We start from the raw sequence: 13,449 nt of genomic DNA on the forward strand, positions 1-13,449 counted from the left end.
TGTCGGGGTCCATGGCGCTCACTCCGGGTAGGCCTGGTCGATGGCGTTCATCAGGCTCCACAGGACGTCGCACTTGAACGACAGCGCATCGACGGCGCGGGCCTGGGACTCCGCTGACAGGCAGTGCGTGGTGACGACCTCGAGCGCGTGCTCGCAGTCTCGGGGCGCCTGCTCGAGGCGGGCCCGGAAGTAGGCGAGGCCCTCCGGGTCGATCCAGTCGTACCACCGCTCGAACGCGGCCAGCCGCTCCGCCATCAGCCCGGGAGCGAACAACTCGGTGAGCGAGGAGGCCACGGCCTCCACCCACGGGCGAGTCCGGGCGAAGTTGACGTAGGCGTCGACCGCGAACCGCACCCCGGGGACGAGGTGCCGGTGGTCCCGGACCTCGTCGCGGGTCAGGCCGGTGGCCTCGGCGAGGCGCAGCCACGCCTCGATGCCGCCCTCGCCGGCGGCAGTGCCGTCGTGGTCGACGATCCGCCGGATCCAGCGGCGGCGGACCTCGACGTCGGGGCAGTTGGCGAGGATCGCCGCGTCCTTGCGGGGGATGTTCTCCTGGTAGTAGAAGCGGTTGGCCACCCATCCCTGGATCTGCCTGCGGCTCAACCGCCCGGCGTTCATCCTGATGTGGAACGGATGCTGGTCGTGGTAGCGGCGCGAGTGGGCCCGCAGCGTCTCGACGAAGGCGTCGGTTCCCATGGCCCGTGCTGCCGGGTCGGCCGGTCCCGCCGGGGTTGTCGTCGTCGTTGGCACGGCGTTACACCTCGACCTCGAGACCGTCCATGGCAACCTCCATGCCACTGTCCTCCACGATGCGCCGCTCGGGCGAGTTCTCCAGCAGGATCGGGTTGGTGTTGTTCATGTGCACGAAGATCGTCCGCCGCACGCCCAGCGAGGGGAGCTCCGCCAGGCTGCCGCCCGGTCCGTCGATGGGGAGGTGGCCCATCTCCCGGGCCGTCCTGCCGGCCAGACCGAGCCGGACCAGCTCGTCGTCGCGCCAGCACGTTCCGTCGATCAGCAGGCATCGGCAGCCTTGGATCTCCGCCTTCACCGCCGGTGTCAGCGCCTGCACTCCGGGCAGGTATGCCAGCGTCCCTCCGGTGTGTGCGTCGGTCAGCCGGTAGCCGACGACGCGGCCATGGTCCACAGTGGGCCCGAACCGGTTTCGCTTCGTGGTGGGCACGTCGAACGCGCGGCAGGTCAGCCCGTCGGCCAACGTGACGTCCTCGCCGGGGACCACCGCCCGCCACTCGACCGCGCAGTAACGCTCGAGTGTCCACAACAGACCCGACCCGTCCCGCAGCGTCTTGTGCACCGCCGGCGTGGCGTACAGACGCAGGCCCGCACTCTCCCGCAACAGCAGCAGGCCGAGAGTGTGGTCGAGCTCGGCGTCGGTGAGCAGCACCGCCTCGATCGGTGTCGTCCGACTGGCGGCGGGGTGCAGGCCGGGGAAGGCCTCGATCTGCGTGTGGACGTCGGGGGAGGCGTTGATCAGGAACCAGCGCCGACCATCGCCGCTGACAGCGACCGACGACTGGGTGCGTGGGCGGCCGGACCCCGAGCGGACAGCAGTGCACACCGGGCAACCGCAGTTCCACTGTGGGGAGCCGCCTCCTGCAGCCGAGCCCAGCACCCGCAGCCACACCATGACACTCCGTCCGTGAGTCGCGGGCGGGCGCCGGACCGGGGTCCAGCGCCCGCTCCACGTTCGGTCAGTCCTCCAGCTGAGCGACGTACATGGTCACTTCAGGGGCGACTGCGATCTCATCGAACTCGGGCGTCTCCCACACGACGAGCTCAGACTCCATGGATCCACCTCCTCTCCGCCAGACGACTCCGGCAGGTGGTTTCACAGCATTACGTTTCCGGGAGAGCGAACGTGATCAGCGCACTTCCGTGGCCGGCGCCGAGCATGCCGGGGAGGAATCCCTCGGACCAGGCGCCCCAGCCGACCGGTACGGCGATGTACTGCCTGCCGTCGACCATGTAGGTCGTCGGGTTGCTGTGGTGGCCGCTTCCGCACTGGAACTGCCACAGCAGCTCGCCGGTCCGGGCGTCGAGCGCGTTGAACTCCCCAGTGGGCTCGCCGGCGAACACCAGGTCGCCGCCCGTGGCCAGCACCGAGGCGCACATCGGAAGCTCGTTGCGCCAGCGCCACTTCTCCTCGCCACGAGCGTCGAACGCGCTGATACTTCCCGTCATGTCCTCGATGTCCACCTGAACACCGGCGCCCCAGTAGGGGATGCTCTCCTTGAACTCCCGGCGCCGCCGGGTGGCCGTGGCACCGACATCCTGGACCGGGACGTAGAAGAGCTCGGTCTTGGGGCTGTAGGCGGCGTGGGTCCATTCCTTGGCGCCGGCCGGGCCCGGGTAGAAGTGGACCGGCACCCCTTCTTCGTCGGGGTACACCTTGGGGGTCACCTGGCCGTCCCTGGTGATCGCTCCCCAGGTGATGCGGTCCACGAACGGGGTGATCTGCACCAGCTCGCCGTTCGTGCGGTCCAGGACGAAGAAGTAGCCGTTCTTGTCGAAGTGCCCGAGCAGCTTGCGCCCCTCCGACTCGAACAGGATGCACTCGCCGATGCTGTCGTAGTCCCACACGTCGTGCGGGGTGCACTGGTAGTGCCAGCGGATCTGACCGGCGTCGACGTCGACGGCGACGATGCTGTCGGTGTAGAGGTTGTCGCCCTCGCGGACTCCCCCGTCGAAGTCGGGCGCCGGGTTCCCGGTGCCCACGTAGAGCAGGTTGGTCTCCGGATCGAAGGTGGCGGTGATCCAGCAGTTGGCGCCACCACGCGCCCAGGCTTCGCCGTCGGCGGGCCAGGTGTCGGAGCCGGGTTCTCCGGGCTTCGGGACCATGTAGCAACGCCACTGGTACTCGCCCGTCTCGAGGTCGAAGGCGTCGAGGTGGCCGCGCACCCCGAACTCCCCGCCGGAGCTGCCGACGATGACCTTGTTCTTCACGATGAGCGGTGCGACCGTGGCGCTCTCCCCGGCCCGCACGTCGCCGTAGATCCGGTCCCAGACCTTCTTGCCCGTGGTGGCATCGAGCGCGAGCACGTGGGCGTTCGCCGTGACGACGAAGACCTTCCCGGCGGCCACGGCGACGCCGCGGTTGACGTTTCCGCAGCACAGCGACACATCGAAGGGGACCGCGTGCTTGTACCGCCAGATCTCGATACCCGTCTTCGCGTCGAGGGCCCACACCCAGCCGTCCCAGCCGGCGAGGAACATGATCCCGTCGACCACGATCGGCGCGGCCTCGAACGAGTAGGTCGAGGTGCCCGCGATGATGCCGGTCGTGCCGGCCTGGAAGACCCAGGCAGGGGCGAGCCGCTTGACGTTCTCCGTGTTGATCTGGTCAAGCGGGCTGTACCGCTGTCCGTTGTAGGCGCCGTAATAGGTGAGCCAGTTCTGCGGCTCCGAGCGGGCGTTCAGAATGCGCTCGTAGTTGACGTCGCGAACCACCGGCGGCGCGACGTCGCCCCCCCGGGACCTTCCCGCTCAGGTTTCCCTGATCGATGGCCTCGCCCGCGTCCACGTATTCGACGGTCATCGTGCGTCCTCCAATCTAGGGCCGCGGTTGGTCGGGACGGTCCAGGCGAGCCTCCGGCGGAACATCTCCCAGCACCACGATGGCGCCGGTCAGTCCCCGGCCTTCGTCGTTGCCCGTCGGCGAGCTGAACCAGTAGTAGCCCGGGCCGTCGAGGTTGAGGGTCGCCCGTCCTCGAGAATGGTTCACCAACCAGATGAATTTCCTGTCCCCATTGCTCGGCAGCAGCGCGCAGTGCGTGTTCAGGTCGTCGTTGATGAGTTCGAGGTCGATATCACCCCCGTGGGGCATGACCAGAATGGAGGGATCCCAGGAGATCTCATCGGGCCGGATCCGGATTGTCGCCTCCATTCGGCCATCGGCCTTCTCCGTTGCCTGCCCGATTCTTCCGGTGCCCAGCACCTTGCCCAGTGCCGCCTTGTTCTGCGCGTCCAACCCGAGCTCGTCCAGCAGGTGGTCTCGATCCTGCATGGTTGTCATCGGGCGTCACCTCCTCATCCAGGGTCCTGTATCTGCTTGGCACAAGAAGCACACGGTGCGACATGGCAATGGCTCGGCTGGCCGAAACCCCAGATTCGCCGGTGCTGCCGGCAGAAGCAGACTTGAAGGCGCGAACCTGATTGTGATTGCATGGGAACCATCACATGAACTCATTGCATGGCTTTATCCATGAATTGCAAAATTACCAATCAAGCAGAACTCTACGCCGCGAGAATCGTACCGACAAGGGCGGTCGCCAAGTCGATCGGGCCGCGCCGTTCGTCCGGCCCCGGGTACCGTTCGTACCCGATTTCCCGCCATTGCATGGGATCAGGTGAGGTCGTATCGGTCGAGGTTCATCACCTTGTCCCACGCGGCGACGAAGTCGTGTACGAACTTCTCCCCGGCGTCGTCGCTCGCGTAGACCTCGGCGAGCGCCCGTAGCTCGGAGTTCGAGCCGAACACGAGGTCGACGCGGCTGCCGGTCCACCTCACCTCGCCGCTGCGCCGGTCGCGGCCCTCGAACGTCTCGGCGTCCTCGGACACCGGCGACCACTCGATGCCCATGTCGAGCAGGTTCACGAAGAAGTCGTTGGTCAGGCACCCGGGTCGCGGGGTGAGTACGCCGAGCGGGGACTGCCCGGAGATCGCTCCCAGCACGCGCAGGCCGCCCACCAGGACGGTCATCTCGGGCGGACTGAGGGTCAGCAGGTTCGCCCGGTCGATCAGCTGGTGTTCCGACGGCAGCCGGGTGCCCTTACCCCGGTAGTTGCGGAAACCGTCGGCTGCGGGTTCGAGCGCCGCGAAGGATTCCACGTCGGTCCACTCCTGGGACGCGTCCATGCGGCCCGCGGTGAAGGGGACCTCGATGTCGTGGCCGGCGGCCGCCGCGGCCTGCTCAACCGCGGCACATCCACCGAGCACGATGAGATCGGCCAGCGAGACCCTCTTGCCGTCGGCCTGGTTGCCGTCGAAGGATTCCTGGATCTCTTCCAGGACGCGCAACACCTGCCCCAGGGTGTCCGGGTCGTTGACCTCCCAGCGGCGCTGTGGCTCGAGGCGGATACGCGCGCCGTTGGCCCCGCCGCGCTTGTCGCTGACGCGGAAGGTCGAGGCCGACGCCCACGCGGTGGACACGAGCTGGGCGGTGGACAGCCCCGAGCCGAGGATCGTGGCCTTGAGCGCTGCGATGTCCGTCTCGTCCACCACGGCGTGGTCGACGGTGGGGATCGGGTCCTGCCAGAGGAGTCGCTCCTTCGGCACCAGCGGGCCGAGGTAACGCTGGATCGGCCCCATGTCGAGGTGTGTCAGCTTGAACCAGACCCTGGCGAAGGCATCCGTCAGCTGGTCGGGATTCTCCAGAAAGCGTCGCGCGATCGGTTCGTAGACCGGGTCGAACCGCAGCGCGAGGTCCGTCGTCAGAACCGTCGGGGCGTGGGTCTTCGACGGGCTGTGGGCGTCCGGCACGGTGCCGGCCCCGGCACCGCCTCTCGGAATCCACTGCCACAGACCGGCGGGGCTCAGTTCCAGGTCCCACTCGTAACCGAACAGGGTTTCGAGGAAGCTGTTGTCCCATCGGGTCGGGGTGGGTGTCCACGTACCCTCGAGGCCGCTGGAAATGGTGTCGGCTCCCTTTCCGGTACCGTAGCTGCTCCTCCACCCCAGGCCTTGGTCCTCGAGCGGGGCGCCCTCGGGTTCGGGGCCGAGGTGACGCTCCGGGTCGGCCGCGCCGTGGGTCTTGCCGAACGTGTGCCCACCCGCGATGAGCGCGACGGTCTCCTCGTCGTTCATCCCCATGCGCCGGAACGTCTGGCGGATGTCCCGGGCCGCGGTGAGCGGGTCCGGGACGGTGTTCGGGCCCTCCGGGTTGACGTAGATGAGACCCATCTGGTCGGCGGCCAGGGGGTCCTCCAGGTTCCGGACGCCGCCGTGGCGCTCGTCTCCGAGCCAGGCGCGCTCCGGACCCCAGTAGACGTCCTCGTCGGACTCCCAGACGTCGCGGCGGCCACCGGCGAAGCCGAAGGTCGGCAAGCCCATCGTCTCCAGGGCCCGGTTGCCCGCGAAAATCATCAGGTCCGCCCAGGAGATCTTGCGGCCGTACTTCTTCTTCACCGGCCACAGCAGGCGGCGCGCCTTGTCCAGGTTGCGATTGTCCGGCCAGCTGTTCAGCGGCGCGAATCGCTGCATGCCCGCGCCCGCGCCGCCGCGGCCGTCACTGACCCGGTACGTCCCGGCGCTGTGCCACACCATCCGGATCACGAGCGGCCCGTAGTGGCCGAAGTCGGCGGGCCACCAGTCCTGGGAGGTCGTCAGCACCTCGTCGACGTCCCTCGTCAGGGCGTCGAGGTCGAGCGTCCGGAACTCCGCGGCGTAGTCGAAGTCCGCGCCCATGGGGTCCGACGCCGCGGGGTTCTTCCGGAGGATGGTCAGGTCGAGCCGGTTCGGCCACCAGTCGTGGTTGCTTGCGCCGCCGGCCGGATGCCTGTGGTGGCCGGCCGGGGCGGAGATGCCGAGGCCGCCAGTAGGGTGCGGGCTGTCGGACACGGGAACCCTCCCGGGAAGTTCAGATTTTCAGCGCGCGCCGCACGGCCGGCACGTTGCGCCGGGAGACCGGCAGCATCGTGTTCTTCCGGTCGTCCATGACCAGGGACAACTCGCCCTTGAGCCCGCGCTCGATCTCGCGGATGCGGCTGAGGTTGACCACATACCGGCGGTGTACCCGCAGGAAGCCCGCATCCGCCAGCTCGTCGTCGAGCTTGTCCAGGCCCGGGGTGGCGGCTCTCAACCGCCCCTGGTCGGTGGAGAGCAACACGTCGTTTCCTTCCGACTCGGCGAAGGCGATCTCCGACAGCCGCAGCAGCACCATCCGGTTGTCGCGCGTCGCGACCAGCCTGCGCGGCTCCGCACATGGGGCGGGCGCTTCGGCCCGGGGCAACCGGGCCCCGTCGGCGGTGCCGAACGAGATCAGGTTCCCGATCAGGCGTCCGGAACTGAAGACGGGCCGGATGCTGATCGACGTCGGCTCGTCGGAGAGGTGGGTGAAGACCTGGGTCGAGCCGATCCAGTCCGGATTGTGGGCTCCCTGCCGCACGGCATACCGGACGGCTCCGACCAGTTCCGGCAGCCCGGGGTTCCATCGCAGCGTCGGGTCGACCGCCGGGGTGGAGGCCGGCACGCCCATGAGCACGCTTGCCAAGTCGTCGGCGATCACCACCTTGCCCGCGGTGTCCAGGGCGGCGATCGCCGCCCTGGAGCGGGCCCTGGCCTGGGTGAACGCCGCGACCAGCTCCGCACCGCTGTCCCGGGCGTGCTTTTTCAGGGTTGCCTGGGTGACGGTGGCCGCGTTCGCCAGCCAGCTTCCCGCGGCGGCGGGGAGCTGGCTGCGCCAGCAGGAGATGTTCAGGACAGCGATCGGCTCCCTGGTCACCACGTCACGCACCGCGACGCCCGCGCAGACCCAGTTGTGAAACCCCTGGCACCAGTGTTCGGCGCCCCTGATCGAGACCGGGCCGTGCGCCTCGAGCGCCGTGCCCATGGCGTTGGTGCCTGCCGCGCACTCCGACCAGCAGAACCAGGGCGCCAGATTGGACTCGGTGGCCCTGGCGAGCGTGGCTTGGTCGCCCCATTCGGCGAGGATCCGGCCGGTGGCATCGGTGACCGTGACGACGCCACCGAGGTTCTCCATCTCATGCGCCACGGAGGCAGCACGAAACCCCAGCTCGGCGAAGACGACGTCGTGCTCGGGTGTGTGGTCGGGCTCCGCGACGGCCAACGGCGCCGCGGCGAGGTGAGGGTCGACCCGGTATTGCTCCCGGCAGCGATGCCAGGAGATCGCCACCAGCGGTCGTACAGCCGGAACGTGATCTTCGCCTTGCACGAACCGTTCCCATGCCGCCAGCACGGTGCCGCTGCCCGGGTTCGCAGGCTTTGGCTCACGCCGATGCGCATCCCTCATGGTGGAGAACCGCCTTTGGTCCATCCCCAACGTCCGACGGTGTGCGTGTGCCCCGCAGTTGTCGCCGCTCAGTCCTCGACGACCTCTGGCGGAAGCCCGCACCGCGTCGTGCGTCGTGCAGCTATGTCATTCGTTCCAGGCTGTGTCACAGACCGGCTGTTCCACTGTAGGCCGAAAATGCGGCGCCGCCATAGGCTCGCGGCCTAGGAGTGGTCGGCTGCGTCGCGGTTGGTGGGTGTGGCCAGGCCGAGCAGCCGGACCAGGGCGGTGAAGCCGCCGTCGGTGCCGGGCCAGTGCGCGCGCACCGGGCCGAGCCCGGCGCGGCGGACGATCGAGCGCAGCACGGCGATGACGATGATGGCGTCGTCGGCGTAGCCGAGGACGGGGATGAAGTCGGGGATCAGATCGATCGGCATGGCGAGGTAGGCCAGCAGCAGGCCGAGCCGGATCCGGACTCCGCGGGGCAGACTGCTGTCCGCGGCCAACCGCCGCACCAGGCGCAGTACATCAGGTAGCACCCGCACGGCCTCGTGCAACAGCCCTCCGCGCGGTCGCACCAGCATCAGGGTGATCGCCAGCGCCAGCCAGATCAGCACCAGTGCGGTGACGAGGCTGAGCGCGAGGTCCCACCAGAACGAGCCGGTCACGAGTCCGTCACCGCTCGCAGCCGGCGCGGGCTCCGCCGTGAATCGGGGTCGGGTTCCTCGGCGTGGAAGGCCGCCTGCTCGAATGCGGCCAGGTCGGCGGCGGCCTCGTCCACGGCGTCGCGGGCGGCTTGGCCGCCGGGCGCCTGGAAGTAGTCCCGGGCGGCGATTTTGGTCAGCCAGGCGCGAAAGCGGGCGAGGTCGGCTTCGGATTCCTCGACTTCGGCGTAGGTGGCCCGGCCACGGGCGCGCTCGTGGGCCAGTTCCTCCCGCAGGGCGGGCAGACGGTCCAGGACCTCGGCGTACTCGGCGTCGCGGGCGGCGTTCAGTTCGTCGACAATGGCCTGTTCCTCGGCGGAGTCGCTGAAGCGCATCCGCAGGACACGGGCGGTGCCGCCCTCATGGCGGACCCGGTCGGCCAGCCGCCGGACCTGCCGCACCACCTCGTCGTGCGCGGGCAGCAGGCAGACCGATTGCTGCAGGTAGAGCGCACCGAGCGAGCGCAGCTTGCGCCAGACCCGCACACGCAGCGTGCCGGGAGCTCCAGCGGTGGACACGCTGATCACCAGCCACTCCCTGCCGGATTCATCAGTCACACGGCCATGTTACACCCGTTACATCCAGCGGGTACGGTGTGTGCGTCGCTGGGCGGCATCGCATTTGGCAGTTCAGCGCCGAGGACCTCGACACGGTGGCCAAGGTCGCCGCACTGCTGGCGCGGCCATAGCCACTCGTGTCAACCGGCACGACGGGCGCCTCCGACACCACCCGTAGTCATGCCGGCGGGACCCACGAGTGCGCGACACTGTGCCGACGTTGAACCGGTCGGAGGGAAGTGGACGGACTGTGCGGACGGTGGGTGTCGATCTGGCGGCGGAGCCCGTCTCCACGGCGGTCGCGGTGCTCGAGTGGCAGGCGGGTGGCGCGCGCGTGACCGGAGTCGACTTTCCCGCTGACGACGACGCGATCCTGCGACGGGCCGAGCACGCCGACAAGATCGGGATCGACTGCCCGCTCGGCTGGCCGGATCCCTTCGTCGACTTCCTCCGCGCGCAGCGTGACGACCCGGCCGAGGTTGAAGCGGACCTGCCGGGCGCCGGCTGGCGTCGGGCACTGGCGTACCGGTGCACCGACGAACGGGTGCGCGCGGAGACCGGCCTGATCCCGCTCAGCGTGGCCACCGACCGGATCGGTCTGACCGCGATGCGGGCCGTCCGCGTGTCCGCCCTGCTGGCCCGGCGCGGGCATGTCGTCGACCGGGCGGGAACGGGCCTGCTCGTCGAGGTCTATCCCGCCGCAGGGCTCAAGCAGTGGGGGCTACCGCACCGCCGCTACAAGGGCGGTAAGCATCGCGCCGCGCGCGAGGAGCTGATCGGCGGGCTGCGGAAGGCCGCCCCGTGGCTCCATCTCGCCGAGCACGAGGAGTTCTGCCGGCAGCGCGACCACGTACTCGATGCGGTGATCGCCGCGTTGCTGGCCCGCGCCGCTGCCCGCGGGCTCGCCATCGAGCCCGCCGCGGACGAACGGGGGAGGGCCCGGACCGAAGGCTGGATCGCCTTGCCCACCTGCGGCCTCGGCGAACTCCCGGGGTAACGCACTGATGCGGGTAGCGCCGGACGTGGAGCCACCTGGCGAGCCGGCGGCGGGCCCGAGCCGGTCCTGGCGCCGGAGAACGGGTGGCGCCGTCGCCGGTGACATAGCCGGGCGCTCCTCGCCCGATGCCGGGGGCCTGCCCGGGTCACCAAGCCACCTTCCGGCGGCACCCGCGGTCCCCGCCCACTACCGCAAGTCAGGGTTTGACGGGCTCGCCCGACCACCGGTGCACACCGACGTCCTGCGCCGCGCACTCGCGGTACATGCGGTCGAAGGTCTCGTGGAAGACGGCGTTGCGCCGCTCCACCCGATCCTGCTCCCGCTGGATGCCGGGCAAGAGCACCCGCACCTGGGCCAGCAGCGCGTCCTCGTCGACCGTGATGACCCTGCCCTCGTCCACGACGACCCGTCCGGCGACGAGCACCTGGCGCAGCGAACTGCCGTTCTCGGAGTACACCAGTTGCAGCTCCGCACGGTTGCGTGGCGTGAAGGCCAGCGTCTCGAGGTCGTAGATCAGGAGATCCGCCTGTTTCCCGGCCTCCAGTGTGCCGACGTCTGCCTGCAGCTGCGCCGTGCGCGCACCGCCGCTGGTCGCGGCCCGCAGTACCTCCTCGACGGTCGGCCAGCTCGCGGGGTCCGGCTCGGTCACCTTGTGCAGCAGGGCCGCGGCCTTGATCACGTCGTGCAGGCGCGGGGTGTCGCTGCTGGAACAGCCGTCGGAACCCAGGCCCAGCGTCACGCCCGCGTCGTGGTACCGGCGCCACGGCGCGATTCCCGAGCCGAGCTTGAGGTTGGACACTGGGTTGTGCGACACGCAGACCTCGAACTCGGCGAGTGTGTCGATGTCGGAGTCGGTGGTCCAGACACCGTGGGCGAGCGTGGTGTTGGGGGAGAGAGCTCCGATGCGGCGCATGTGCTCGACGAGCGTGGTGCCGTAGAACTCCCGGCCCGTCACCGCCTGCGTCTTCGTCTCCAGCACGTGCACATGACACTCGGCGCCGTGCCGTACCGCGAGTTCGGTGGCACCCGCCAGCAGATCGTCGGTGCAGCGCTGCGGGCCCGACGGCGCCACCATGTACCGGAGCCTGCCGCCCGCGCGGCCGGCGTAGCGGCGGAACGCCTCGGTGCTGAACGCCAGGTACTCCTCGGCGGTGGGTACCGCCTGACCGCGTACCTCCCGGACGATGTCCTCCGGCAGCCAGTCCGCCACGTACGGCAGCGTCTCGATGAACGGCCGGTTGATCACGTGCCCCGAGATGTTGGCTCGCACGCCGACCTCGTCGTAGGCGTCGAAGACGGCGTCGAGCTGGTCGAAGTCCTGGCCGGGGGTTTCCAGCACGTCGTCGACCAGCGTGGTGACACCCGATTTCACCGACTCGACGGCGAACAGCCTGCTGCGCAGGCCCACCAGCTCCGGCGGCAGCGGACGCTGGGCGAGGATCGGGTAGGAGTACAGCATCCACAGCTCGAGCGGCAGATTGTCGTAGCGCCCCTTGGCGAGATACTCCCACGAGTGGGTGTGGGCGTTCACGAATCCCGGGCACACCAACCTGCCCTGTCCATTGAGGACGGTGTCGGCGTCGGAAACGGAGACCTGCCGGGCGATTTCGGTGATGACCCCGTCCTCGATCCGGATACTGCGCGGCACGGGAGTACTCCCGGTGTGCGCGTCCATGGTGATGACCTCGGCGTCCAGGATGACGGTGGCCACGGGTCAGTTCTCCTTTCCTGCGCCGGCCTTCGCCGACGTGGTGAGCACGGGCACGAGGAGCAACGCGACGAGGATGCCCTGCACCGCGGGGATTCCGATGTCGACAATGGAACCGAGCAGCGCGGCGGCCGTGCCGCCCAGGTAGGCCAGCAGCCCGGGCCAGAGCACAGCGGGGACCGCATCGAGCTCGGTTCCGGGGTCGCGGCGCTTCCACACGAACACGAACGTGCCGATCAGCACACCGCCGAGCGGCGGGATGAGCACACCGAGCATCGTGAGGAACGCGGTGATGGCATCGGCAATACCGGTGAGCGCCATGATGATGCCGACGACCACGCCCCCGACCACGAACGGTCGCTTGTCGGGCTTGCCGAACAGCTCGGCACCCGCGACACCGAACGCGTAGGCGGCATTGTCGTTGGTGGTCCACAGATTCGAGATGATGAGCACCACCGCGAGCGCCACGGACCCGAGCATCAGCAGGACGTTGGAGAAGTCCGGTTCGCCGTAGCCGACCGCGCCGACGCCGCCGAAGAAGAGCATCCCGAACTGCACCAGCAGGATCGTGGCGACGGTGATCGTGAACGCGAGGGTGCCGCCGCTGGCGAACCGCGTCCAGTTGCCGATCTGGGTTCCTCCGCTGACGAACGTGCCGATCATCAGCGTGAGTGCCGTGCCCACGCTCATGGCTCCCGCGCCTTGGTGCGCGAAGAGGCCGGCCCAGCCGCCCGCGTTGCCCACCGCGGAGAAGGTCACCCAGACGCAGAGCGCCGTCATCAGCGGAACCGAGATCCAGGACAGGAACTCGATGCCGCGGAAGCCCTTGTAGGCCGTGACGGCCATGGCGATCCCACCGGCGAGAACGATCGGCCACGTGGTCTCGATGCCGAGGGCACCGCCGAGGAGTGTGGCGAGCATGCTGATGGTGATCCCGTACCAGCCGATCTGCGTGCCGCCCAGCAGGATCGAGGCCCACTTGCCTCCGAGCCTGCCGAGGGCGAGGCGGGACAGCAGGACCGTGGTGAGACCGGTGCGGGCGCTCGTGATGGCCAGCGCGGCGATGTACACGGCCAGCACGGCGGCCGAGACGGCGCCGAGGGCGAGGAAGGTGCCGAACGAGAACTCGCCGGCCACCTGTCCACCGGTCGCCATGGTCGGGGTGAAGAAGCCGAACCCGGCGATGACGACGGCGACCGAGGCGACGCCTTTGCGCTCGGGCACGGGCACGCGCCGGAGTGGGTAATCCCGGTCGAGCGCGGGAGGTGGGTCCTGCGCGACGCTGGTGCTGGGCGTCGGAGGCGTCGAAGACATCGTCACGGGGCACCTCGCACTGTGTGGTGGAGAAGGGGAGAGTGGTCCGCCCCACGGCGACGGGGAGCGAGTGCTGATCGCTCCGATCTAACAGGTTCGTCCGGCTCGCGGGCCACGGCCGGGACGAAGATGTGGCGAACGTGCCCACGCGCGCGGGACGGTGGTGTTCGAACGCACACCGCTCGGCAACATGGCCGACCACGGG

The 13,449-nt window shown here is 69.2% G+C and carries 12 protein-coding genes; 1 reads left to right on the top strand and 11 read right to left on the bottom strand.

What is annotated here, in order from left to right:
• Nucleotides 1-18: 18 nt before the first annotated feature.
• The 9 genes from pqqC to ACFSZT_RS18105 all read right to left on the bottom strand — a co-directional run bounded on the left by pqqC (nt 19) and on the right by ACFSZT_RS18105 (nt 9,225).
• Nucleotides 19-696 (bottom strand): pyrroloquinoline-quinone synthase PqqC, encoded by a 678-nt coding sequence (gene pqqC, locus ACFSZT_RS18065; RefSeq protein ID WP_377391548.1) that lies wholly within the window; start codon nt 694-696, stop codon nt 19-21.
• 58 nt (nt 697-754) lie between these two features.
• Nucleotides 755-1,645: a pyrroloquinoline quinone biosynthesis protein PqqB gene (gene pqqB / locus ACFSZT_RS18070; RefSeq protein ID WP_449301416.1), complete on the bottom strand. Its 891-nt coding sequence runs from the start codon at nt 1,643-1,645 to the stop codon at nt 755-757.
• Between the two features lie 64 nt (nt 1,646-1,709).
• Nucleotides 1,710-1,805 carry a pyrroloquinoline quinone precursor peptide PqqA gene (pqqA, locus tag ACFSZT_RS18075; RefSeq protein ID WP_377390559.1) on the bottom strand — a complete coding sequence of 32 codons (96 nt, stop codon included), beginning with the start codon at nt 1,803-1,805 and terminating at the stop codon, nt 1,710-1,712.
• A gap of 49 nt (nt 1,806-1,854) precedes the next feature.
• Nucleotides 1,855-3,465, bottom strand: a complete 1,611-nt coding sequence (locus ACFSZT_RS18080) for a PQQ-dependent dehydrogenase, methanol/ethanol family (RefSeq protein WP_377478305.1) — start codon at nt 3,463-3,465, stop codon at nt 1,855-1,857.
• A gap of 103 nt (nt 3,466-3,568) precedes the next feature.
• Nucleotides 3,569-4,030, bottom strand: coding sequence for an MSMEG_3727 family PQQ-associated protein (locus tag ACFSZT_RS18085; RefSeq protein ID WP_377390563.1), 462 nt, complete (start codon nt 4,028-4,030; stop codon nt 3,569-3,571).
• 330 nt (nt 4,031-4,360) lie between these two features.
• Complete coding sequence (katG, locus tag ACFSZT_RS18090; RefSeq protein ID WP_377390565.1) at nt 4,361-6,574, bottom strand: catalase/peroxidase HPI; 2,214 nt, start codon at nt 6,572-6,574, stop codon at nt 4,361-4,363.
• 19 nt (nt 6,575-6,593) lie between these two features.
• Nucleotides 6,594-7,868 carry a DNA-binding protein gene (locus tag ACFSZT_RS18095; RefSeq protein ID WP_377390567.1) on the bottom strand — a complete coding sequence of 425 codons (1,275 nt, stop codon included), beginning with the start codon at nt 7,866-7,868 and terminating at the stop codon, nt 6,594-6,596.
• Between the two features lie 320 nt (nt 7,869-8,188).
• Complete coding sequence (locus ACFSZT_RS18100; protein ID WP_377390569.1) at nt 8,189-8,632, bottom strand: YkvA family protein; 444 nt, start codon at nt 8,630-8,632, stop codon at nt 8,189-8,191.
• Nucleotides 8,629-9,225 carry a Chromate resistance protein ChrB gene (locus ACFSZT_RS18105; protein ID WP_377390571.1) on the bottom strand — a complete coding sequence of 199 codons (597 nt, stop codon included), beginning with the start codon at nt 9,223-9,225 and terminating at the stop codon, nt 8,629-8,631. The genes ACFSZT_RS18100 and ACFSZT_RS18105 overlap by 4 nt, the downstream gene beginning before the upstream one ends.
• 259 nt (nt 9,226-9,484) lie before the next feature.
• On the opposite strand from ACFSZT_RS18105, the gene ACFSZT_RS18110 reads away from it, so the two are divergent.
• Nucleotides 9,485-10,222: a DUF429 domain-containing protein gene (locus tag ACFSZT_RS18110; protein WP_377390573.1), complete on the top strand. Its 738-nt coding sequence runs from the start codon at nt 9,485-9,487 to the stop codon at nt 10,220-10,222.
• Between the two features lie 196 nt (nt 10,223-10,418).
• On the opposite strand, the gene ACFSZT_RS18115 is transcribed toward ACFSZT_RS18110, so the two are convergent.
• Both ACFSZT_RS18115 and ACFSZT_RS18120 read right to left on the bottom strand, forming a co-directional pair.
• Complete coding sequence (locus tag ACFSZT_RS18115) at nt 10,419-11,933, bottom strand: amidohydrolase family protein (protein WP_377390575.1); 1,515 nt, start codon at nt 11,931-11,933, stop codon at nt 10,419-10,421.
• Nucleotides 11,934-11,936: 3 nt separating this feature from the next.
• Nucleotides 11,937-13,244 (bottom strand): cytosine permease, encoded by a 1,308-nt coding sequence (locus ACFSZT_RS18120; protein WP_377390577.1) that lies wholly within the window; start codon nt 13,242-13,244, stop codon nt 11,937-11,939.
• Nucleotides 13,245-13,449 lie beyond the last annotated feature (205 nt).

The sequence above is a fragment of the Prauserella oleivorans genome (genome assembly GCF_042685745.1).
Classification (GTDB): Bacteria; Actinomycetota; Actinomycetes; order Mycobacteriales; family Pseudonocardiaceae; genus Prauserella_A; species Prauserella_A oleivorans.

What these genes read in the sequence shown, in the direction of transcription:
- pqqC (WP_377391548.1), bottom strand. Translation starts at nt 696, where the DNA reads ATGGGAACCGACGCCTTCGTCGAGACGCTGCGGGCCCACTCGCGCCGC.
- pqqB (WP_449301416.1), bottom strand. Translation starts at nt 1,645, where the DNA reads ATGGTGTGGCTGCGGGTGCTGGGCTCGGCTGCAGGAGGCGGCTCCCCA.
- pqqA (WP_377390559.1), bottom strand. Translation starts at nt 1,805, where the DNA reads ATGGAGTCTGAGCTCGTCGTGTGGGAGACGCCCGAGTTCGATGAGATC.
- ACFSZT_RS18120 (WP_377390577.1), bottom strand. Translation starts at nt 13,244, where the DNA reads ATGTCTTCGACGCCTCCGACGCCCAGCACCAGCGTCGCGCAGGACCCA.
- ACFSZT_RS18085 (WP_377390563.1), bottom strand. Translation starts at nt 4,030, where the DNA reads ATGACAACCATGCAGGATCGAGACCACCTGCTGGACGAGCTCGGGTTG.